Raw genomic sequence first — 22,419 nt, 5'->3', positions numbered from 1 at the left:
TTAGTCTATTGTTTTTCTGGCATGGCCAAAATGTAACTAAACATTTAACTTTTTCAACAAGATTTCATATTCTTTAGTATCACAATCACTTTATTCGATTCGTTTTTATACTATTAATTTAGTGAAGTGTAAATAAAAAGAAATCTTGTCGAAATTATTAAAAAATCAATTTAAAAATGAATTTCCCCCAAACACATAACACAAATACAGAACTAAACGAAGAAGAAAATACCAATCCCTATGGTCCTTTTCTAATATTTATAATTCTACTTATAAGTTTTGTTTTTTTATAGAAGCACTTATATTTTGATTTAGTAAATAAAACAAAAAACCGTGCTTTAATACTGTTCCTTATTAACTTTTTAAAATAATCTATTTTAGAAATGTAAAGGAGTGCAATTTAAATTTATCTAGCCATGAAAAAAAATATATCAATTTCTCTTTTATCACTATTTGTTTTTGTAATTAGTTGTAGTTCTCCAAAAACTAGTGATATTGAAGAACAAGTTCAAGAATCAAAAGTAATTTTAAATAATTCTAATCTATCACATAGACTTAACGAAGGTAACTTAGGTGTTATAGGAATTAAAGAAGCTCCAAAAGAAGATCCAGGCAGTGCAAATACAGCTGTAATGTCTAAAAATGCTGTTACTGATGTAGCAAGTAATATCCCTATGGTATTAATTGCAGAAGTTTCTGCGCCTGTGCATGAAGGTGTTACCCTTAGAGCTACGCATGTTGCTATAAATGGTGATTATGCTTATGTTTCTTATAATGTTGAAGGGAGTACTTATCTTGGAGGAATAGATATTATCAATATTGCAGATCCTACAGCACCTGTAATAGAATTGCAAGCTATTTTACCAAATACAGATATAAGTTCTATAAGTTACTATAATAATTCTCTATTTATTGCTGGAGCTACAAATTCTAATGATGTAGATGAAAGTAATCCGGCTGTTGTTATAAAAATGGAATTACAAGGAGGTTTACCTACCGAAAATATAAGTTTAATAGATGTTTCTAGTTATGTAGCTACAGATGTAATTGCAAACTCAAATGGTATATATAGTGTTTCTGGAGACAATGGAGATTTATCTAAATACGATTTAAACTCAAATAATATAATTAAAAGTATACCATTAAACGATTTAAGAGCTATAGGAGAATATAATAATAAAATAATTGTTTTAAGTGGTACAGAAGGTATTCATGTGTATGATTCTAATAACTTAAATGCAGTTAAAAGTTTTTCAACAAGTCAAGATATAGTTGAATCTAAAAGAACTATTGATTTCTATGATAATAACGTATTAGTTGCTGAAGGAAAAAAGGGATTAGAATTTTATAATTTAGATAGTGGTAATAATTCTGCAACTATAGATTTACCAGAAGTTACAGATGTAAATATAGATCAAAACGAAGTTGTAACTAATGCAGTTACAGTTACTAATGACCATATATTTTTGGCAAATGGTGCCGCAGGAATTGCAGTTCATGATTTAAAAGATGGAATTTCAAATATTTCTAAAACAGGAACTTTAGATATAAATGGCTCTAGTAATTATGTGAAAAGTAAAGATGGTTACGTTTTTGTAGCTAGCGGAAATGGAGGGTTTAAAATTTTAAAAGTTGTTGAAGATGATTCGAATTCTTCTGGAACCGATATTATTTGTACAGGTTTGCCTATCTATACAGGTACTTCTTGGTTAAATGTTAATTCCAACAATCCTCAATCATATAGCGGTTCTGCAAGTTTAAATGGTTTAAATGTAAATGATGATTTAACTTTTTGTGGTTCTTTAGCAGTTAGAAATGGTTTAAATATTAATAGTGGAGGTAACTTTTATATGAGTGGTTCTATAGTACAAGGAAGTGTGCATAACAAATGGAATTCTTTCAATATTAATAACAATGCAACTTTTTATATAGAAGGTAGTATGGTTATTTATGGAAACATGATTCTTAATGACGGTGCAACAATTGAGTTTTTAGGCTCTGGTTCTAGTGTAACTATTTATGGTGATGTAATTAAAAATGGTAATGTAACAATTAAAGGAGACTATACAGATACATTTAATAAGTTATAAATAAGTATATAAACTTCTATTTAATTAGAAGTTAAAAAAGGATTAAACTCTAAGAGTTTAATCCTTTTTTTGTTTTTTAAACTTTTTAAAAAATAAAACGAATTGGGTTTAATTTAACACTATTTTTTAAAAGTCTTAGAAACATGATAAAAGTCATATTTTAAGAAGTGCATCATAATTATTTTTGACCTATCAAATTATCAGGCAAGATATGAGCGTAATATACCTACTACTAACACTAAGTATTTTAGTGGCAATTGTATTCTTTATCGCATTTATTTATTCAGTAAAGAAAGGACAGTATGATGATTCATATACACCTTCTGTTAGAATGCTGTTTGATGATGAACTTGTAAAAGAGAATAAGAAAATTAATTAGACTTTTAAATATTAAATTATGGAAATGCAACAATTTTATTACGATAATAAAATCGTGAAAAAATTCATCTATGCAACATTACTATGGGGAATTGTGGGATTCTCTGTAGGATTATTACTTGCTTTTATGTTTTTATTCCCAAATGTTACAGACGGAATTTCTTGGTTAAGTTTTGGTCGATTAAGACCTTTACATACAAATGCTGTAATTTTTGCATTTGTAGGAAATGCAATTTATGCAGGTGTTTATTACTCGTTACAAAGGTTGTTAAAAGCAAGAATGGCGAGTAACTTTTTAAGTAATTTTAATTTTTGGGGATGGCAATTAATTATAGTTGCAGCTGCAATAACACTTCCTTTAGGCTATACCAGTTCTAAAGAATACGCAGAGTTAGAATGGCCAATAGATATAGCAATTGCTTTAGTTTGGGTAGCTTTTGGTGTAAATATGATATGGACTATCTTACAAAGAAGGCAACGTCACTTATATGTAGCAATTTGGTTTTATTTAGGAACTTTTGTAACCGTAGCTGTACTTCATATTTTTAATAGTTTAGCACTACCTGTAAGCTTTTTAAAATCTTATTCTGTGTATGCTGGAGTACAAGATGCATTGGTGCAATGGTGGTATGGTCATAATGCCGTTGCATTTTTCTTAACAACTCCATTTTTAGGTTTAATGTATTATTTTGTACCTAAAGCTGCAAACAGACCGGTATATTCATACCGTTTATCAATTGTACACTTTTGGTCATTAATTTTTATTTATATATGGGCAGGACCTCACCATTTATTATATACTTCATTACCAGATTGGGCTCAAAATTTAGGGGTAGCATTTTCTATTATGTTATTAGCTCCTTCTTGGGGTGGAATGATAAACGGATTATTAACTCTTCGCGGTGCTTGGGATAAAGTAAGAACAGATCCTGTTTTAAAATTTATGGTTGTTGCAATTACCGGTTATGGTATGGCAACTTTTGAAGGGCCAATGTTATCACTTAAAAATGTAAATGCAATTGCCCATTTTTCTGATTGGATTATTGCTCACGTTCACGTTGGTGCATTAGCTTGGAACGGTTTCTTCACATTTGGTATGTTGTATTGGATGATTCCAAGAATGTTTAAAACTACATTATACTCTAAATCATTAGCAAATTTCCATTTTTGGATAGGAACTTTAGGTATCATTTTATATACATTACCAATGTATGTTGCAGGTTTTGTACAAGCTTCAATGTGGAAACAATTTAATCCAGACGGTTCTTTAACCTACGGTAATTTTTTAGAAACGGTTAATGAAATTATACCAATGTATTGGATGCGAGCTATTGGTGGAACCATGTTTATTATAGGTGCAATTGTAATGTTGTACAATGTAGTAAGAACTGTAAAACAAGGAAGTGGAGTAGAAGATGAGTTAGCAGAAGCAGCAGCATTAACTAAGGTTTCTAAATATAGAACTAAAGGAGAAGGATGGCATACTTGGTTAGAAAGAAAGCCAATAAAGTTAACTATTTATGCAACTATTGCTATCTTAATTGGAGGTGCTGTGCAAATTATACCAACGTTATTAGTAAAATCTAATATACCAACAATAACAAGTGTAAAACCTTATACTCCTTTAGAATTAGAAGGTAGAGATTTATACATAAGAGAAGGTTGTGTGGGTTGTCATTCTCAAATGGTAAGACCATTTAGAAGTGAGGTAGAAAGATATGGAGAGTACTCTAAAGCAGGTGAGTTTGTATACGATCATCCTTTCTTATGGGGATCAAAACGTACAGGGCCAGATTTACATAGAATTGGTGCAAAATATTCAGATAGTTGGCACTTAAATCATATGTACGATCCACAAAGTACATCTCCTGGTTCTATAATGCCTTCATATAAATGGTTATTAAGAAATAAACTTGATAAATCTGATACTGAAAACAAGATGAAAACTATGGTAACTTTAGGAGTACCATATTCTGAGGAAGAAATTGCAAATGCACAAGCATTAATGGATACTCAAGGACAAAAAATTGAAGATAACTTATATCAAGATCCAGATTTTGCAAAAAATTATGAAGCAGATAAAAAGTACGCAAAAGAAAATAAACAAGAATTTGTAGAAATGAAAGATAGGGAAATAGTTGCTATCATAGCTTACATTCAAAGATTGGGTACAGATATTAAAGTTAAAGACGAACAAAAAATCTCTAAAAAATAATACCATGTTTAAGTTTATAAAAGGGCATTTAGAAAGTATTACTGGTATAGAAATATATCCAATGATTTCATTAATCATATTTTTCACCTTTTTTGTTACCTTATTTTGGTGGGTTTTTACAGCAAAAAAAGAATATATAAATAAGGTAAGTAATTTGCCATTAGATCATTAAAAATAAATCGAAATGAAAAAATATTTTCAATCTACAGTATATGTAATTTTTGTTATAGTTACGTTTATAGCACTTGCAAAATCTTTTATGGTTTATGAAAATCCATTTAATATTTACGAAAACCCTTTGGTGTGGTTAGCTTTAATAGGTTTTGTTTTAGTTGTTGTATTTAAAGAGATGGTAAACATTATTGCTACAACAAAAGCTAGAGAATTACAAAACGAAAAAGATGGTATTGTACCAGAAGAACCAAAGCCATGGTTGCAGAATCTAATAAAATCTTGGACAAAAGCAAAAGCTATTGAAGAGGAGCAAGAAATAATATTAGATCATAATTACGACGGAATTAAAGAATTAGATAATTCTCTTCCGCCTTGGTGGAAGTATATGTTTTATGCATCCATTGTTTTTGCAGTTGTTTACTTAGTAAGATTTGAAGTATTAGATGGAGATACGCAAGTAATGGAATATGAGAAAGCTGTTGCAGAAGCAAGAATGGAAATTAATAAATATAAATCTACAGCAACAGATTTAATTACCGCAGAAAGTTTAACGCTATTAACAGATGCTAAGAGTTTAAAAAGAGGTAAGGCAGTTTTTAATTTAAATTGTGCTTCTTGTCATTTAGGTGATGGTGGAGGTTCTATAGGACCAAATTTAACAGATGAATTTTGGATTCTTGGAGGTGGAGTTAAAAATGTTTTCACCACTATTTCTAATGGAGGTAGAGACGGTAAAGGAATGATTGCTTGGAATAAAACATTAAAGGCAGCAGATATTGCAAAAGTAGCTAGTTATGTAATTTCTCTTCAGGGAACTACACCGGCAAAAGCAAAAGTTGCTGAAGGTGAAAAGTGGGAAGAATAGTTAGAAAAAGAGAGTTTTAATAGTTAGTATGGAAACACCTAAGAGCGAAAAATTTAGAGATAGTATTGGTACTATAAATACAGAAGGTAAACGTTCTTGGGTGTATCCTAAAAAGCCAAGTGGAAAATATTATAAGTATAGAAGTTACGTTAGTTATTTTTTGTTACTTTTTTTAATTTCTGCTCCTTTTGTTAAGATTAAAGGAAATCAGTTTTTACTTTTTAATGTATTAGAGCGTAAGTTTAATATTTTCGGATTTCCATTTTGGCCCCAAGACTTTCATTTATTAGTAATTTCAATGATAGTTGGTGTTGTTTTTGTTATCCTTTTTACAGTTGTTTTTGGACGTATTTTCTGCGGATGGATTTGTCCACAAACTATTTTTTTAGAAATGGTTTTTAGAAAAATAGAGTATTGGATTGATGGTGATAGAGGAAAGCAAATACGATTAGAAAAACAACCTTGGAATGCAGATAAGATTAGAAAGCGTGTTTTAAAATGGACTATTTTCTTCATCATTTCTTTTATTATTGCTAATGTGTTTTTAGCATATTTAATAGGTGGTGATACTGTTATAAGTTATATCACTGGTAATCCTTTAGATAATATTAGAACACTTATTTCTCTTACTATTTTTACATGTGTTTTCTATTTTATATTTGCTTGGTTTAGAGAGCAGGTTTGTATTATTGCTTGTCCTTACGGAAGGTTGCAAGGTGTTTTGTTAGATAATAAAACAATTAATGTTGCCTATGATTATAAACGAGGAGAAGGAGAGAAGGGAAGAGCAAAATTCAGAAAAAACGAAGACAGAAAAGAAGTTGGTAAAGGAGATTGCATAGATTGTAAACAGTGTGTTGTAGTTTGTCCTACAGGAATAGATATTAGAAATGGTACGCAATTAGAATGTGTAAATTGTACAGCTTGTATAGATGAATGCGATCATATAATGGAAAGTGTTGGTTATCCTAAAGGATTAATTAGGTATGCAAGTGAAAATAATATTGCAATGAAGAAACCTTTTGAGTTTTCTGCAAGGATAAAAGGGTATTCTGCTGTGTTATTTATTTTAGTTGGTATTTTAATTGGAATGTTATTTTTAAGGAATGAAGTTGAAGCTACTGTTTTGAGATTACCAGGGCAATTATATGAGCATAAAGAAAATAATATTATAAGTAACGTATACACCTATAAAATAATCAATAAAACAACAAAAGATATAACTGATGTTAGCTATAAAATTTTGTCACATAAAGGAAAAATAAAGCTAGTTTCTAATCATAGTTTTATCGTTCCTAAACAGGGTTTAGCAGAAGGAACTTTGTTTATTGAAATAAATGAATCTGCTTTAGAAAAAGATAAAATTAAAATTGAAATTGGCGTTTTTAGTGGAGAGAAATTAATTGAAACTACAATTACAAATTCTTTAGGGCCAAGGAGTTATAGATAAAAAAATAAGTTATGAAAATAAATTGGGGTACAGGTATTGTTATTGCAATTGTTGCTTTTATAGGTTTTATATTATACTTTGTAATAACAATGAGTACTAATAAAATGTATAGCTACGACTTAGTTACAGATAAATATTATCAGCAAGAATTAAAATATCAACAGGAAATAGATGCAACAAAAAATGCATCTAAATTAAAAGAAAATATTACACTTAATAAATCGGAAAAAGGTTTAAATGTAATTTTCCCTAAAGGATTTGACTACGATAAAATTAAAGGAAAAGTGTTCCTATATAGACCATCTAATAAACAACTAGATTTTGAAATGTCTATTTCAACTTCTAGTCAATATTTGCTCGTGCCTGAGAAACGTTTGTTAGATGGTCGCTGGAACATTATAATTAATTGGTCTTACAATAATAAAGATTATTTATTTAAAAAAGAATTGAATATCTAATGTTTCTTTCAGCAATCATATTTGGTTTATTAGGGAGTTTTCACTGTATTGGTATGTGTGGCCCTATAGCTTTTATGTTACCTGTAGATAGAGATAAACCGTTAAAAAGATTTTTTCAGATACTTAGTTACCATTTTGGCAGATTACTTACTTACAGTTTAATTGGTTTGTTATTCGGTTTTTTAGGAAAAGGTTTTTATTTCTTTGGCTTTCAACAACAACTTTCTATAATCGTAGGTGTAAGCATGATTTTGATTATTTTGTTTCCTAAGTTAATTCAAAAAATGAATTTTTCTAAAGGAGTAAGTAAGGTCATTTTAAAAATAAAAAATAATTTAGGGAATGAGTTAAAAAAGAAAGGAAATGATACTTTTTTTACTATTGGTTTTCTAAATGGTTTTTTACCATGCGGATTAGTGTATATGGCAATTTTTGGTGCATTAGCAACTTCAAATGCATTCTATGGTAGTATTTATATGTTTTTATTTGGTTTGGGCACAATTCCATTAATGACTGCGGTGGTTTATTTTGGCGCTTTTGCAAAAGGCACTTTTAGAAAAAAATACAAAAAACAATACCTATTTTAGTAGTTTTTATTGGAGTTTTATTCATAATAAGAGGCTTAGGATTAGATATTCCTTACATTTCTCCGGTTAATTCAGATTTAACAACATTGGTTAACAATAAGAATACTTGTCACTAATTTTTAATTAGAAAAAAATAAACGTCAAAAATTAAAATTTGATTAAAGCATAATATCTATACTTTAAACAATAATTAAAACGATTTAATATTTGCTAGACATAATTTTGTTTTTCCGAATCGATTTTAAAAATGTTTTAAAAACTATTTATATCTTCTCAATTAAAATAATTAATCTTTTTTGTTTACTGTTTAAAAGTAAGTCTGTAGACGAATGGCAAATGTCTACAGAGAATTGCACTTAAGCTAATTTGATTAATAAAACCTTTATTTTAGAAATACTTTTGTAGGAGAATTACTTCAACAAGAAGTTTAAAAGATTTTTAAAATGAATTTATTTAATTTTTCAATAGAACTTGGTTTTGCTTTACCATTATTAACTTTTATAACTGCTTTAGCAATTTCTTATAAATGTTACCCAATAATAATAAAGGTTTCTAATTTAAAAAACTTAATGGCAGAACCTAACCAAAGAGATGTTCATTCAACAAAAACACCAAACCTTGGAGGAATCGGACTTTTTATAGCTATTTATATAGTAATCATTTTTTTAGGAAGTTATTTAGAATTCAACTTTTTACTTAATTTATTGGGAGCAATTATGGCTATGTTTTTTATTGGATTAGTTGATGATTTAGTGGGCATGAGGCCAAAAAGTAAACTTATTGGACAAATAGTAGTTGCCTTTTCTGTGATCTTATTAACCAATTTAAGAATTGTTAGTTTATATGGTTTAATTGGTATTTATGAATTACCATATACAGTATCTGTAGGGTTAACTGTTATGTTTTTTATTACTATTATTAATGCATATAATTTAATTGACGGTGTAGATGGTTTAGCTGGTAGTTTCGCAATTACTGCAAACTTATTTTTTGCAGTTTTTTTCTACTTTACTGCAAATTATTTTATGTGTTTTCTTAGCATTGGTGTAATTGGAGCTTTAATTTCTTTTTTAATCTTCAATTTTTCTAATAAGAATAAAATTTTCATGGGAGATACAGGTTCTATGGTATTAGGTTTCCTTTTATCTTACCAAGCATTACACATACTTTCTTTAGATCTTAATGAAAATTTTTCTATTATTTTTTCAAAAGATTTTATATATATAATAGCGTTATTTAGCTTTCCGTTAATTGATACTATTCGTGTGTTTTTCATGAGAATAAAAGAGGGTAAAAGTCCTTTTACTGCAGATAATAATCATATACATCACAATCTTTTAAAAAATGGTTTTAAACACTGGGAAATTTCAGCTATAGCATCATTTTTTACTATTGGTGTAGTTTTCTTAGTTTTTTTATTCAATAAATTTGAAATTAACATTATGACTTCAATTCTTGCTTTAGCATGGTTAATTGCCGCAACAACAGTTAAGAATTTGAATTTGCCTTTTAGATCTTTTAAAATCTATAAAAGATCTTTTAACTAATTTATTTTTTAGAAAAACATTTTTATTTATTCATTCGTCAAATATTTTAATTAACAATTGTATTTGATGAGATTAGGGTCTTTTATTTAAGAATATTTACAACTTTATAATTAACACATAAGAACATAATAAATACACTAATTATTAGTTTAATAATAATGTTAAATCTTTAAGTTGAAAAGTATTTATTCTCATAAAAACGATATATTTGGTTTCTCAAAAAATACTAGAATCTTAATGAAGTTAATTTACATTCAGTTTTGTTTATTGTTTTTCTGCTTTTTTACAATAAAAAGTAACTCTCAAGAAACTTTACCAATCTATACAGATTATCTTTCAGACAATGTTTATTTAGTTCATCCATCTGCTGCCGGTATTGGTAATTCTAGTAAGTTAAGGTTTACCGCAAGACAGCAATGGGCTGGCATACCAAATGCTCCAGAATTACAAACGTTAAGTTTTCATACTAGATTAAGTGAAGAATCTAGGGCTGGTTACGGATTTGTAATTTTTAATGATGAAAATGGTTTTCATTCTCAAAAAGGAATTCAAGGGTCATATTCTTATCATTTGCCATTAGCAAATAGCAATGTTTTTAATCAACTTTCATTCGGGTTAGCTTTTACGTTTGTACAAAATCAATCAGATCAAAGAACATTTACAGGAGATAGAGCTGTTGCAGCTATTGTGGAAAGCACAAGCTATTATAATGCAGATTTTAGTGTTGCTTATCATTTAGGAGGATTGTCTTCTTATTTTACAGTTAAAAATCTTTTACTAACAGCTAAGAATAATTTAAATGTACAAGAGCCTTTAGATTTGAGAAATTACATTTTTTCAGCAGGTTACTACTTTGGGCAAGATCTTTTTGTTCAATTCGAACCATCTATGATGTTACAATTTAAAGAAGGAACCGGAGAGAGAATAGCAGATTTTAATATTAAAGCTTATAAAAATATTTCTAAAACCCAACTTTGGGCAGCTATTTCGTATAGAAGAAGTTTTGATACTAATGCTATAGAAAACTCACATTTTTTGTCTCCTATTTTAGGGGTAAACTACCAAAATTTGATGTTTTCTTACACGTTTACAAATCAAATGAATGATATAGTTTTATCTAGTGCAGGTTATCATCAAATTTCTTTAGGAGTAAATTTATGGACAAGAGAGCAAAGAGCCGCAGCATGTCCTAACATTAACACTGCTTTTGGAGGCTTTTAAAATTTTTTTCTTTAATTTCAATTTTAATATTAGCATTACAAGAAAGGAGACGTTCTAATACATTTTTATTTTTATTAATATAAAATTGATGTTTACCTTCTTTTGTATTCAAATTCAACAATTGGTTATTTTCTAAAATTGTTTTTGTTTGTTTCGCAACTGCTTCACCAGAATCTATAATCTGAATTTTATCGCCAACTATTTTTCTTATTTGTGGAATTAAATAGGGATAGTGAGTACAACCTAAAACTAAACAATCTACTTTTTTATTTATCATAGGAATTAGATATGATGATAATAACGATGTCATTTCTTTAGAGTCAAGTTTTCCACTTTCTATCAATTCAACCAAGCCTTTTCCAACGGTTTCTTTAATTGTTATTTGTTTTTTAATGCTATTAGATGTCTTTTCAAATAATTCGCTATTTAGGGTGCCTTTAGTGGCCAAAATACCAATAATTTTTGTAATAGTTTTAAGTGCTGCTGGTTTAATAGCTGGTTCTATACCGATAAAAGGAACATTGTATTTTTCTCGTAAAACTTGTATTGAGTTGGTAGTTGCCGTATTACAAGCTACTACTATTATTTTGCAATTTTGTTGTAATAAGAATTCAGTATTTTTAATTGATAATTGAATAATTTGTTCCTTAGTTTTTTCACCATAAGGCGCATTTTTACTGTCGGAAAGATAAATTGTATTCTCATTAGGTAATAAAGTACTTATTTCTTTCCAAATAGAAGTACCACCAACACCAGAGTCAAATATTCCAATAGAAAAATTGTTCGAATTCATATTGTTGTAAAAATAAAAAAACCTACTTATAAAGTAGGTTTTTTTAATTTAAGTTATGTGCTTTACCAAACTTATTGTTTAGGCTGTTGTAAGTCTTTTAATAAACCTAATTTTGCTTTTAGGTCTTCGTAAATATCTGTACCATTAGCAACTATAAGACCACCACCTTGAGCAGAATCTAGGATATAAAGTAATCCTTTAGCTTTAGCTATTTCATTAATAGCATTCTGAATCTTAATAGTAATAGGAGGTAATAACTTATTTCTTTTTTCATTAATTGCCTCGTTAGCTGCTTCTTTAAGTTTTTGAACTCTTGCGGCTATTTGTTGTACTTCTGCACCTCTCTTGTTATTAGTTTCGTCAGTTTGTTGCTGAGATTCAGCTCTATATTTGTTAACTAAATTTTCACCTTTCTTTTGCAATGCTTGTATATCAATAGAGTGAGTTTTAGCTGTTTTTTCAATTTCTAATTGAGCCGTTCTCGTTTCTGGCATATTAGCAAATACTCTAGTCGAATTTACATGTCCTATTTTTTGAGCATTAGCAACACTAGCTATACCTAAAGTAAATACTGCAATTAATAGTAACGATTTTAATTTTTTCATTCTTGTTTTAATTTAATTGTTATTCTTGTCTTTTTTGTTTTGTTCTTCTTCTTTCTTTTTTCTTAGCGCTTCTTTTTTATCTCTTAATAACTTTCTTTTTTCTTCTCTCTTTTTTATTAAAGCTGCTCTTTTCTCTGCTATTGCTTTCTTTTTTGCTTCTTTGTCTGCAACTTTTTTAGCAATTGCTTCTACTTTTTTGTTTTTAATCTCTTCTTTTTTAGCAACAGTTTCTTTTTGCTTTTCTGTTAACACTTTGGGAGTAGTTGCTTTCTTACTTTTTTCTTTCTTTCTTCCTTCTTTTTATCTGATAATCTTGTTCTATCAATAGTAGATAAAACAAGGTCGCTAATATCATATTTTTTATTTGAATATAGCATAACTAAGTCGCTAGATTTTTCAAATACGAAATCATATTTTTTTCTCTTAGCGATACTTTGTATTGCATTATAGACTTGATCTTGAATTGGCTTCACCAATTGCTTTCTAACTAAGAACATATCTCCCTTAGGACCAAAATATAAAGATTCTAATCTTCTTAACTCAACTTGCTTTAAAGTTATTTCTTCTTCTTTTTCCTCAATTAAATCTTTAGTTAAAATTGCTTTTTCATTGGCTAAATCAGATTTAAGTACTTCGATATGACGAGCTTGCTTATCTAATTTTTTTCTCCATTTAGCAACTTTAGAATCAAGTGTGTTTTGAGCCTGAAGATATTCTGGAACATTTTCTAAAATGTATTCCATATCTATATAAGCTATGATTTGATTCCTTTGTGACCAAGATACTGTTACGCTAAATAAAAGAACGACTAATAAAAATATTTTTTTCATTTGTATAATGTGTTTAGAAAAAACCGTGCCAAAAAAACTTTCGACATTACAAATGTACAGTTTTCCTAGAATTGTCTTCCAATAATAAAATGTGTTTGCCATCCAGATTTTTCAACTTGTCCTGGTAAAGGATCAAATCCATGTGCAAAGTCTATACCTAACAAACCAAATGCTGGCATAAAAATTCTTACACCCAAACCTGCTGAACGTTTTAATTCAAACGGATTAAATGTACTAAAATTGTCATAAGAGTTACCTGCTTCTAAGAAACCTAATGTATAAATAGACGCAGATGGAGTATCTGTAATAGAATACCTTAATTCCATTTGAAACTTATTATAAATTGTTCCACCTTCAGCAGAAGATAGTCTACTGTTTTCATAACCTCTTAAGCCTACAGTTTCTCTACCATCCAGTTGAAATTGAGCAATACCATCACCACCTACAAAATAGCGTTCAAATGGATTCTGCCCTAACTTATCATTATAAAACCCTAAGTATCCCATTTCAGCATTGTTCATTAATACCAATTTATCAGAAAAAGGAGTATACCATTTACCTTTCGCTGTAAGTTTGTAGTATTCTAGCCACTTATATTTATCTTGTGCTTCTAAATTTGTATAATCTTTATTGTTTAATAAAGAATATGGTAATGTAGCTTTTACTGCAAATGAAAACTCAGAACCATATGTTGGAAATATTAAACTAGGTCCAGCAGAGCTTCTACTAATAACAGCACTATAAGATAAGTTATTTAGTGTTCCGTTACTTAAAACATCAGAACCTACCCTAAATCCGTAGTTATTTAAATTGAAACTTTGATAACTAATTGTTTGTGATAGTTGAAAATAATCATCTGGCCACTTTAAACGTTGACCTAATCCTAAAGATGCTCCAATTATACCTAAACTTTGGTTCCTATCTACATTTCCAGTTTGGAAATTATATTGATATTGATTAGAAGAATAAATAGAAAAAGATAATGATTTAGGTTTTCTTCCTCCTAACCAAGGTTCTGTAAAAGAAAAACTATAAGTATTAAAAGTTCTACTAGATTGTAATCTTAAAGATAGTTTTTGTCCATCTCCCATTGGTAAAGGGGTATAAGCTTTTTTGTTAAAAATATTTCTTATAGAAAAATTATTAAAAGATAAACCTAACGTACCTATAAAAGAACCTCCACCATAACCACCTTGTAGTTCAATTTGACTTCCACCTTTTTCAATAACAGTAAAATCGATGTCTGCTGTTTTATTTTGATAATCTGGCACAACATCTGGTGATACATTTTGATCAAAGAAACCTAATTGACCTATTTCTCTAATAGATCTAATAATTGCGCTTCTGCTAAATAAATCTCCTGGTTTAACCCTTAATTCTCTAAAAATTACATGATCATTAGTTTTATCATTTCCAGAAACGGTTACTTTTCTAATACGAGCTTTTTCATCTTCTCTAATTCTAATTTCTACTGTTATAGAATCCTTTTTTACTTTAGTTTCTACAGCATTAATTTGAGCAAATAAAAACCCATTATCTTGGTAAGTAGTAGAAATGTCTACAGAATTTGGGGTTCCGTCTCCTTTTACCCTTTCTTCTAAAACTGCACCATTATATATGTCTCCTTTATCAATTTTTAATATAGATTTTAACTGTTCATCAGTATATTCTTTATTTCCTACAAATAATATATCAGCAAATCTATATTGTTTTCCTTCTTCTAAATCGATATTTATATTAATCGTATTATCCTCATTCCAAGTAATATTATCACTTAAAATACGTGCATCTCTATATCCTAAACGGCTATATTTATCTAAAATACTTTCAAGATCTGTTTGGTAGTCTTCTTCAATATATTTTGATGATTTCCAAAAACGTCCTATTAGTTTTTCTTTAGTGTTTTTCATCGTTTTTCTAAGTTTTTTCTTAGAAAGGGCTTTATTCCCTGTAAATAAGATGTCTTTTATTTTTATTCTTTTTCCTTTATCGACAAAAACAGACAAGTTAACTGTATTTATATCAGAAGTATCTTTTACTACATTTAAGTTTACTTTCGTTTTTAAAAAACCTTTATCTGTGTATTTTTTAGTAATATAATTTTTTGTGGTTACAATTAAATTGTCGGTAACCATTATACCAGTTTTTAACTCAGTTTCTTTAACAAGTTCTTTTGCTTTGGCTTTTTTTACACCTTTAATTTTAAATTGGTTTAATTGTGGAAGTTCTTGTACATCAAATTGAAGATAAACAGCAGTACCATCTATTTTAGCTAAATAGACATCTACATCACTAAATTGTTTACTTTCATAAAGCTTTTTTATAGCACTAGTAAGTTTATCTCCAGGTAATTTTATTACTTGTCCTTCTCTTAAGCCAGTAAAAACTTTTACAGTTTCTTCGCTAAATTTCTTTAAACCTGTTACAGTTATGCCTCCCAATATATATTCTTTCCCTTTTTCGAAAGAGATATTTTTATTGTTGGCTATAGTGTCCTTTTTAATTTGAGCATTAGCGCTAATATTAAAAAATAACGCAGTCATTACTAATGCAGCAGAAAATAATTTCATAAAAAATTTATTCTGTAATTTGTTCGCTTGTTTTTCCAAATCGTCTTTCTCTATTCTGGTATTCTATGATGGCATCATAAAAATGTTCTTGTCTAAAATCTGGCCAAAGTACATCTGTAAAATATAATTCGGCATAAGCCATTTGCCATAATAAGAAATTACTAATGCGTTGTTCTCCACTAGTTCTTATCATTAAATCAACCTCGGGCAAATTAAATGTATATAAATGGTTATTTATAGTGTTTTCATCTATTTTTTCTAAATCAAGCTCTTTATTAACAACTTTTTTAGAAATGTTTTTGATTGCGTTAACAATTTCCTCTCTAGAGCCGTAACTTAATGCAAAGGTTAATGTTATTTCTGTATTTTTTTTAGTTTGAGAAATTACATCATTTAAAACTCTTTGTGCTTTTTTAGGTAAAGAGTCTATTGCCCCAATAGAATTAACTTTAACTCCATTTTTCATAAAGTCTGGTAATTCTTTTTTTAGTGAGTTAATTAATAAACTCATCAGAGCATCAACTTCTAATTTTGGGCGATTCCAATTTTCTGTTGAGAAAGCATATAAAGTAATAGCTTCTATGTTTAATTGAGATGCTGCTTTTACAGATTCTCTTACTGCAGTTAAGGCATTTCTGTGGCCAAAAATTCTATTCATACCCTGACCTTTAGCCCAACGACCATTACCATCCATAATAATGGCAACATGTTTTGGAACTCTAAGTAAATCGATACGTAGTTTTTTATCCATAAATTATAATCCGTTAGTATAACATGCAGGTCTTCCAAAAGTATAGGTTAAAGAAAAACCTGTAAACATATACCAATCTTTTCCTGTTTTACCAATATTTAAACTTTCTACTTTACTAGTTGTGTAATCTAAATTATCTTCAAAAGTATATCTAAATTTTGTTTCTAATGCAAAAGCAAATGCACCAGAAAGTTTAGACTTAAACCCAATTCCTATAGGAACTGCAATAGAATTTTTCCTATTATAAACATATTCGTTAGGTTGTATTTCTTCAGATATGTATTTATAGTTAAAGCCTGCCAATTCTAATAAAATATAAGGTGTCCATGTTTTACCTGGAGTAGATAAATCATAGTCATAAAAATTATATTCTAAACCTATTGCCAATTCGTTTATTGTATTTGAAAAATTATAACCAATATTATTTGGCCCTCTTGTTCTTCTGTAATCTGTGTCAGCATCTGCGTCATCACCTGTAATTGGTAGGTAACTATAAGTTGCTCTAAATGCCATTTTAGGATTTATATTATACTTAAAAAAAGCAGCTCCGGCAACTTTGTTTGGGTGCACATAACTCGTTCTTCCAATGTCTCCTACGTAATTTGTACCACCTAAAAATGCTCCAATTTCGTATACTTGTCCAAAAACAAGAGTAGAAAAACTAATAAATATAATAATAAATATACTTTTTTTCATCCTAAAAAATAGCGTGCAAATATAGTTATTTCAATTTGCTTTATATGGTTAATATATAGTCTTTTTTGAATAACTATAATTTTAGAGATTTATTGTTAACTAGTTGTTAAAGGTTTGTCTCGTTTCTGGTGTCTTCTCCCCAGAGTAATTTACTTCTAAGAGTGCGAAGAAACGATTGGTTTTTAGGTATAATACTTCTTATGGTAAAATCTGCTTTTTTAATAAAAACCTCAGTGTTTTTTGGTACTGTTGTTATTCTAGAATCCAAGGAGATTAAAAAATCTTTTTCTCTTGAGTCTATGGTTAGTTGAATGCTAGTTTCATCAGAAATAACCATTGTTCTGGCGTTTAAGTTGTGTGGAGCAATGGGTGTAATTACTAAGTTTTTAGAGTCTGGAGATATTACAGGGCCATTACAGCTAAGTGAATAACCTGTGGAACCTGTAGGAGTTGCTATAATAAGACCATCTGCCCAATAGTTGGTAAGATATTCATTATTTAAACTAGTTCTTACACCTATCATAGAAGTAGTGTTTTTTCTGGCAATTGTAACCTCATTTAACGCAAAGTTTAATTCGGAAAACTCTTCTGTTTTTGGCGTTGTTTCTATAGAAAGCAATGTTCTTTCTTGAGTTGTGTATTCTCCTTTAAGAATTAAATTTATACTTTCTTTTATTGTTTTTTTGTTAATAGTTGCAAGAAAACCTAATCTTCCAGTATTAATTCCTAAAATTGGTATTCCTAAATCTCTTATAAGAGTAACTGCTCTTAATATTGTACCATCTCCTCCCAATGTAAACATGGCGGTAAAAGATGTGTCTAAGTCTTTAAAATGAGAAAAAGTTGAGAATTTTTCATTTAGAATACTGCCTTTTATTAATAAGTCGTAAAATTTCTTTTCAATAAAGCATTCAATGTTGTTTTCTTGAAGAACTTCTAATAGAATCTGAATTTCTCTCTCTGCAGAGATTGAATAAGATTGACCATAAATTGCAACTTTCTTCATTATATTTTAATTCGTTTTTTTATTGAAAATGGTTTAGTAACTTTTTTGAATGAAATATCTAGTGTAGATTACATTTCTAAGTATTTTTGTAGATAATCAGATCGGTTTTTTAAATCTTCTAAATAAATATCGTTTTCATGGTTGGATATTATTTTGTAATCATATCTTCTGAAAGTTTGTATAATTTCATTTACTTCATCGGAAACTATTTTTAAGGTAATTTGAACGAAATTATTTTGTTTTTCAGATAAGTATAAACCAAGTAGTTTTCCTCCATTCGCTTCAACTATTTGAGAAACCTCACCCATAGAGTAATCAACTTCTAGTTTTTCAATTATTAATGTTTCGCTTTCATTTAACATAAATGGACTAGTAGAAAAAACATCGAGCACATCACATAAATCATAATAACCAATGTAGTTTTTATCCTTATTTAAAACAGGAATTATAGTTGTGTCGTTGTCTGCAAAAATTTTAAGTAGTTCTAAAACTGTATCTTTTTTATTTGCAAAAAAAGTATTTAGAAGATGAGAGTGTTTTATTAACTCTTCATCTCTATTTTCTATAGTTTGGATGTCGTCTTCTGCAAAAGACCCTAAAAGTCTATTGTTTTCTACAGCAGGAAAATGAGTTATAGGGTAGTTTTTAAACAACTTTTGAGCACTTTTTACAGAGTCATTTAAGTTGATGGCTTTAATTTCCTTAAGTATGTAATCGTTAATATTCATTCTGTACGAATATAGGATAAAATGATTTAATAAATTATCTTTACAGTCTAATTTTAGACAATGACAAAGTTAAGTGTAAATATTAATAAAATAGCAACTCTTCGTAATTCTAGGGGAGGTAATGTACCTAATTTATTAAAAGTAGCTTCAGATATTGAGTCCTTTGGAGCAGAGGGTATTACTATTCATCCTAGGCCAGATGAAAGACATATTCGATATCAAGATGCTAGAGATTTAAAAAAGATTGTAACTACCGAATATAATATTGAGGGGAACCCGATACAATCATTTATGAATTTGGTCTTAGAAACCAAACCTACGCAAGTTACTTTAGTTCCTGATGCGATAGATGCAATTACATCTAATTCAGGTTGGGATACTATAAAGCATCAATCCTTTCTTAGGGAGGTAATAAGTGAGTTTCAGCAAAACGGAATTAGAACTTCAGTTTTTATTGATACAGATTTAAAGTTGATTGAAGCTGCAGCTAAAACTGGAGCAGATAGAATAGAGCTGTATACTGAGGATTTTGCTACTCAATATCAATTAGGGAATAAAAGCGCTATAGTTCCCTACATAGATGCTGCAATTTTAGCGAATGAGTTGGGGTTAGGAATAAATGCTGGTCATGACTTAAGCTTAGAGAATATTAGGTTTTTTAAGGAGAATATCCCTAATCTCTCAGAGGTTTCTATAGGGCATGCATTAATAGCAGAGAGTTTATATCTTGGTTTAGAAAATGTGGTTAGTATGTATATTAACAAGCTGAAATAATATTTATTAAACACTAAAGCTTTGGTTTTTAATTGTAAGTATTAAAAAAATGATATGTCAGAAAAAAGTATCTTAAATTCAACGATAAAAGGAGACGGTAAGCCTCTATTAATTTTACATGGTTATTTCGGAATGAGTGATAATTGGAAAACTCTGGGAAATCAATTTTCTGAAAATTATCAAGTGCATTTAATAGATCAAAGAAATCATGGGCGAAGTTTTCATGCTAGTGAGTTTAATTATGAGGTTTTAGTTGAAGATTTAAAAAGATATATTGATTATCACCAATTAGAAGATGTTTATATAATCGGTCACTCTATGGGAGGGAAAACTGCAATGTTGTTTGCAGTAACTTATTCCGAATTAGTAAATAAGTTGGTTGTTGTAGATATTTCTCCGAAGGAATATCAACCACATCACAATGCAATTTTAGCAGGTTTGAATTCTATTGATTTTTCTATTTCTAATACTAGAAAATTGGTAGATATTCAATTATCAGAATTTATCTCTGAAGTTGGAATTAGGCAGTTTTTATTGAAAAATGTATACTGGAAAGAAAAAGGGGTGCTAGATTTTAGGTTTAATTTAGAGTCTCTGATGATTAATAATTTTCAAGTTGGTAAGCCTTTACCAGTTGATGGAGTATATAGGAGCGAAACTTTGTTTTTAAAAGGACAAAATTCAGATTATATTATGCCGTCAGACGAAATGATGATTAATGTTCATTTTCCAGTTAACCGTATAGTAGAGGTCTCAAATTCTGGTCATTGGTTACATGCAGAGAATCCAAAAGAGTTTTATGGTGTAGTTAGTGGTTTTTTGGCTTAATTCTTATGAAGTAAATTTAAATACCTGTTACCTTAATATATGTATACTTTTTTATGAAGCAGACTTATGAAGTCTATTTCTATTAATATTTTTCAAAAAAACATTAAAAAAGTCATTGTTAGATTAAAAATGTGTTGTAGTTTTGCATCCGCTAACGGCAATAAGTTGTTAGTTTAGTTTCTTGAAATTGTTGATTTTCTTCTTTGTTAGTTGAGGGATTTGAGTTTTTTAGTTTTGTTTTTAGGTTAAAAATAAAGTTAAAATTATTTCAGATTTAATTAGGTTGATAAGGTAAAGAGTTTGTATGTTTGCAGTCCGAAATTTTCGGCAAAAATGTTCAGATTTTTAAGGTTGAAAAATAAAATAAAAAAAGTTATTTTTTTATTGTCAGATTAGAAATAGTTTGTATGTTTGCAGCCGCTAAGAAATACAGCAAAAACGATCAGAGAAAATTTGGAATAATCGATAAAAAGATTAGGTAGTTCGAGTCTATCATTTCTACAGATTAGGATTTACATAAGTGTTTAAAACCATGAGTGAGATATCTTAAAAGTTCATTGAAAATATTGAAATTGACAGCGTAATTAAAGAGTAGAATAACCATGTTTAATTTATTAAACAAAATTCTTTTGAAACTTATTCATTACATATTATTTAAAATATACAATGAAGAGTTTGATCCTGGCTCAGGATGAACGCTAGCGGCAGGCTTAACACATGCAAGTCGAGGGGTAACATTGTGCTTGCACAGATGACGACCGGCGCACGGGTGCGTAACGCGTATAGAACCTACCTTTTACAGAGGGATAGCCTTTAGAAATGAAGATTAATACCTCATAGTATTGCGACTTGGCATCGAGTTGTAATTAAAGATTTATCGGTAAAAGATGGCTATGCGTCCTATTAGCTAGATGGTAAGGTAACGGCTTACCATGGCTACGATAGGTAGGGGTCCTGAGAGGGAGATCCCCCACACTGGTACTGAGACACGGACCAGACTCCTACGGGAGGCAGCAGTGAGGAATATTGGGCAATGGAGGCAACTCTGACCCAGCCATGCCGCGTGCAGGAAGACTGCCCTATGGGTTGTAAACTGCTTTTATACAGGAAGAAACACTAGTACGTGTACTAGCTTGACGGTACTGTAAGAATAAGGACCGGCTAACTCCGTGCCAGCAGCCGCGGTAATACGGAGGGTCCGAGCGTTATCCGGAATCATTGGGTTTAAAGGGTCCGCAGGCGGTCAATTAAGTCAGAGGTGAAATACCATAGCTCAACTATGGAACTGCCTTTGATACTGGTTGACTTGAGTTATATGGAAGTAGATAGAATGTGTAGTGTAGCGGTGAAATGCATAGAGATTACACAGAATACCGATTGCGAAGGCAGTCTACTACGTATATACTGACGCTGAGGGACGAAAGCGTGGGGAGCGAACAGGATTAGATACCCTGGTAGTCCACGCCGTAAACGATGGATACTAGTTGTTGGGCGTTAGCTCAGTGACTAAGCGAAAGTGATAAGTATCCCACCTGGGGAGTACGGTCGCAAGACTGAAACTCAAAGGAATTGACGGGGGCCCGCACAAGCGGTGGAGCATGTGGTTTAATTCGATGATACGCGAGGAACCTTACCAGGGCTTAAATGTAGTCTGACAGCTTTAGAGATAGAGTTTTCTTCGGACAGATTACAAGGTGCTGCATGGTTGTCGTCAGCTCGTGCCGTGAGGTGTCAGGTTAAGTCCTATAACGAGCGCAACCCCTGTCGTTAGTTGCCATCAAGTAAAGTTGGGGACTCTAACGAGACTGCCTACGCAAGTAGAGAGGAAGGTGGGGATGACGTCAAATCATCAC

20 protein-coding genes, 1 rRNA gene and 1 pseudogene (1 of these 22 running past the window's edge) are annotated in these 22,419 nt (G+C 29.9%); 13 read left to right on the top strand and 9 right to left on the bottom strand.

Features of this window, described 5'->3' with window-relative positions:
* The first annotated feature begins 416 nt into the window (after positions 1-416).
* From N5A56_RS04290 to N5A56_RS04245, 10 genes and pseudogenes are all read left to right on the top strand, one after another.
* Entirely contained in the window at positions 417-2,090 is a 1,674-nt protein-coding gene (locus N5A56_RS04290; protein WP_265726231.1) for an LVIVD repeat-containing protein, read from the top strand.
* A gap of 211 nt (positions 2,091-2,301) precedes the next feature.
* Positions 2,302-2,469, top strand: coding sequence for a cbb3-type cytochrome oxidase assembly protein CcoS (gene ccoS, locus N5A56_RS04285; RefSeq protein ID WP_265726232.1), 168 nt, complete (start codon positions 2,302-2,304; stop codon positions 2,467-2,469).
* Between the two features lie 18 nt (positions 2,470-2,487).
* Positions 2,488-4,683 carry a cytochrome-c oxidase, cbb3-type subunit I gene (gene ccoN / locus N5A56_RS04280; RefSeq protein WP_265726233.1) on the top strand — a complete coding sequence of 732 codons (2,196 nt, stop codon included), beginning with the start codon at positions 2,488-2,490 and terminating at the stop codon, positions 4,681-4,683.
* 4 nt (positions 4,684-4,687) lie between these two features.
* Positions 4,688-4,855: a CcoQ/FixQ family Cbb3-type cytochrome c oxidase assembly chaperone gene (locus N5A56_RS04275; RefSeq protein ID WP_265726234.1), complete on the top strand. Its 168-nt coding sequence runs from the start codon at positions 4,688-4,690 to the stop codon at positions 4,853-4,855.
* A gap of 12 nt (positions 4,856-4,867) precedes the next feature.
* Positions 4,868-5,722 (top strand): cbb3-type cytochrome c oxidase N-terminal domain-containing protein, encoded by an 855-nt coding sequence (locus N5A56_RS04270; RefSeq protein ID WP_265726235.1) that lies wholly within the window; start codon positions 4,868-4,870, stop codon positions 5,720-5,722.
* 28 nt (positions 5,723-5,750) lie between these two features.
* The gene (gene ccoG, locus N5A56_RS04265; protein ID WP_274270199.1) at positions 5,751-7,172 is read left to right on the top strand and encodes a cytochrome c oxidase accessory protein CcoG; all 1,422 of its coding nucleotides are present in this window, start codon (positions 5,751-5,753) and stop codon (positions 7,170-7,172) included.
* An 11-nt stretch (positions 7,173-7,183) separates the two neighbouring features.
* Positions 7,184-7,630, top strand: a complete 447-nt coding sequence (locus N5A56_RS04260) for a FixH family protein (RefSeq protein WP_265726236.1) — start codon at positions 7,184-7,186, stop codon at positions 7,628-7,630.
* Positions 7,630-8,333, top strand: a pseudogene (locus tag N5A56_RS04255) (sulfite exporter TauE/SafE family protein). Before N5A56_RS04260 ends, N5A56_RS04255 begins: the two are co-directional and overlap by 1 nt.
* A gap of 327 nt (positions 8,334-8,660) precedes the next feature.
* Complete coding sequence (locus tag N5A56_RS04250; RefSeq protein ID WP_265726237.1) at positions 8,661-9,764, top strand: MraY family glycosyltransferase; 1,104 nt, start codon at positions 8,661-8,663, stop codon at positions 9,762-9,764.
* Between the two features lie 237 nt (positions 9,765-10,001).
* Positions 10,002-10,985 carry a PorP/SprF family type IX secretion system membrane protein gene (locus tag N5A56_RS04245; protein ID WP_265726238.1) on the top strand — a complete coding sequence of 328 codons (984 nt, stop codon included), beginning with the start codon at positions 10,002-10,004 and terminating at the stop codon, positions 10,983-10,985.
* On the opposite strand, the gene murI is transcribed toward N5A56_RS04245, so the two are convergent.
* The 9 genes from murI to N5A56_RS04200 form a co-directional block, all read right to left on the bottom strand.
* Positions 10,960-11,778: a glutamate racemase gene (gene murI, locus N5A56_RS04240; RefSeq protein ID WP_265726239.1), complete on the bottom strand. Its 819-nt coding sequence runs from the start codon at positions 11,776-11,778 to the stop codon at positions 10,960-10,962. The two genes, N5A56_RS04245 and murI, sit on opposite strands and share 26 nt — an antisense overlap.
* 71 nt (positions 11,779-11,849) lie before the next feature.
* Positions 11,850-12,383: an OmpH/Skp family outer membrane protein gene (locus tag N5A56_RS04235; RefSeq protein WP_265726240.1), complete on the bottom strand. Its 534-nt coding sequence runs from the start codon at positions 12,381-12,383 to the stop codon at positions 11,850-11,852.
* A 12-nt stretch (positions 12,384-12,395) separates the two neighbouring features.
* A complete protein-coding gene (locus N5A56_RS04230; protein ID WP_265726241.1) occupies positions 12,396-12,635 on the bottom strand; it encodes a hypothetical protein in 240 nt (79 codons plus the stop codon).
* Entirely contained in the window at positions 12,629-13,213 is a 585-nt protein-coding gene (locus N5A56_RS04225) for an OmpH/Skp family outer membrane protein (RefSeq protein ID WP_265726242.1), read from the bottom strand. Before N5A56_RS04225 ends, N5A56_RS04230 begins: the two co-directional genes overlap by 7 nt.
* 65 nt (positions 13,214-13,278) lie before the next feature.
* Positions 13,279-15,783, bottom strand: coding sequence for an outer membrane protein assembly factor BamA (bamA, locus tag N5A56_RS04220; RefSeq protein WP_265726243.1), 2,505 nt, complete (start codon positions 15,781-15,783; stop codon positions 13,279-13,281).
* 7 nt (positions 15,784-15,790) lie between these two features.
* Positions 15,791-16,534: an isoprenyl transferase gene (locus N5A56_RS04215; RefSeq protein ID WP_274270198.1), complete on the bottom strand. Its 744-nt coding sequence runs from the start codon at positions 16,532-16,534 to the stop codon at positions 15,791-15,793.
* 3 nt (positions 16,535-16,537) lie between these two features.
* On the bottom strand, positions 16,538-17,230 hold the full coding sequence (gene porG / locus N5A56_RS04210; protein ID WP_265726244.1) for a type IX secretion system protein PorG: 693 nt from the start codon (positions 17,228-17,230) through the stop codon (positions 16,538-16,540).
* 106 nt (positions 17,231-17,336) lie between these two features.
* Positions 17,337-18,236, bottom strand: a complete 900-nt coding sequence (locus N5A56_RS04205; RefSeq protein ID WP_265726245.1) for an NAD kinase — start codon at positions 18,234-18,236, stop codon at positions 17,337-17,339.
* Between the two features lie 68 nt (positions 18,237-18,304).
* Positions 18,305-18,964 carry a CBS domain-containing protein gene (locus N5A56_RS04200; protein ID WP_265726246.1) on the bottom strand — a complete coding sequence of 220 codons (660 nt, stop codon included), beginning with the start codon at positions 18,962-18,964 and terminating at the stop codon, positions 18,305-18,307.
* Positions 18,965-19,024: 60 nt separating this feature from the next.
* Here N5A56_RS04200 and N5A56_RS04195 point away from each other — a divergent pair, with 60 nt between their 5' ends.
* The 3 genes from N5A56_RS04195 to N5A56_RS04185 all read left to right on the top strand — a co-directional run.
* Positions 19,025-19,738 carry a pyridoxine 5'-phosphate synthase gene (locus tag N5A56_RS04195; protein WP_265726247.1) on the top strand — a complete coding sequence of 238 codons (714 nt, stop codon included), beginning with the start codon at positions 19,025-19,027 and terminating at the stop codon, positions 19,736-19,738.
* Between the two features lie 54 nt (positions 19,739-19,792).
* Positions 19,793-20,566 (top strand): alpha/beta fold hydrolase, encoded by a 774-nt coding sequence (locus N5A56_RS04190; protein WP_265726248.1) that lies wholly within the window; start codon positions 19,793-19,795, stop codon positions 20,564-20,566.
* Positions 20,567-21,229: 663 nt separating this feature from the next.
* Positions 21,230-22,419: ribosomal RNA gene (locus tag N5A56_RS04185) — 16S ribosomal RNA — on the top strand; it runs 328 nt beyond the window's last position.

The sequence above is a fragment of the Polaribacter ponticola genome, from assembly GCF_026191475.2.
Classification (GTDB): domain Bacteria; phylum Bacteroidota; class Bacteroidia; order Flavobacteriales; family Flavobacteriaceae; genus Polaribacter; species Polaribacter ponticola.
This window is presented reverse-complemented; position numbering and strand designations above follow the sequence as displayed.

Coding starts and splice junctions, on each gene's coding strand:
- N5A56_RS04290 (WP_265726231.1), top strand. CDS start 417: ATGAAAAAAAATATATCAATTTCTCTTTTATCACTATTTGTTTTTGTA.
- ccoS (WP_265726232.1), top strand. CDS start 2,302: ATGAGCGTAATATACCTACTACTAACACTAAGTATTTTAGTGGCAATT.
- ccoN (WP_265726233.1), top strand. CDS start 2,488: ATGGAAATGCAACAATTTTATTACGATAATAAAATCGTGAAAAAATTC.
- N5A56_RS04275 (WP_265726234.1), top strand. CDS start 4,688: ATGTTTAAGTTTATAAAAGGGCATTTAGAAAGTATTACTGGTATAGAA.
- N5A56_RS04270 (WP_265726235.1), top strand. CDS start 4,868: ATGAAAAAATATTTTCAATCTACAGTATATGTAATTTTTGTTATAGTT.
- ccoG (WP_274270199.1), top strand. CDS start 5,751: ATGGAAACACCTAAGAGCGAAAAATTTAGAGATAGTATTGGTACTATA.
- N5A56_RS04260 (WP_265726236.1), top strand. CDS start 7,184: ATGAAAATAAATTGGGGTACAGGTATTGTTATTGCAATTGTTGCTTTT.
- N5A56_RS04250 (WP_265726237.1), top strand. CDS start 8,661: ATGAATTTATTTAATTTTTCAATAGAACTTGGTTTTGCTTTACCATTA.
- N5A56_RS04245 (WP_265726238.1), top strand. CDS start 10,002: ATGAAGTTAATTTACATTCAGTTTTGTTTATTGTTTTTCTGCTTTTTT.
- murI (WP_265726239.1), bottom strand. CDS start 11,778: ATGAATTCGAACAATTTTTCTATTGGAATATTTGACTCTGGTGTTGGT.
- N5A56_RS04235 (WP_265726240.1), bottom strand. CDS start 12,383: ATGAAAAAATTAAAATCGTTACTATTAATTGCAGTATTTACTTTAGGT.
- N5A56_RS04225 (WP_265726242.1), bottom strand. CDS start 13,213: ATGAAAAAAATATTTTTATTAGTCGTTCTTTTATTTAGCGTAACAGTA.
- bamA (WP_265726243.1), bottom strand. CDS start 15,783: ATGAAATTATTTTCTGCTGCATTAGTAATGACTGCGTTATTTTTTAAT.
- N5A56_RS04215 (WP_274270198.1), bottom strand. CDS start 16,534: ATGGATAAAAAACTACGTATCGATTTACTTAGAGTTCCAAAACATGTT.
- porG (WP_265726244.1), bottom strand. CDS start 17,230: ATGAAAAAAAGTATATTTATTATTATATTTATTAGTTTTTCTACTCTT.
- N5A56_RS04205 (WP_265726245.1), bottom strand. CDS start 18,236: ATGAAGAAAGTTGCAATTTATGGTCAATCTTATTCAATCTCTGCAGAG.
- N5A56_RS04200 (WP_265726246.1), bottom strand. CDS start 18,964: ATGAATATTAACGATTACATACTTAAGGAAATTAAAGCCATCAACTTA.
- N5A56_RS04195 (WP_265726247.1), top strand. CDS start 19,025: ATGACAAAGTTAAGTGTAAATATTAATAAAATAGCAACTCTTCGTAAT.
- N5A56_RS04190 (WP_265726248.1), top strand. CDS start 19,793: ATGTCAGAAAAAAGTATCTTAAATTCAACGATAAAAGGAGACGGTAAG.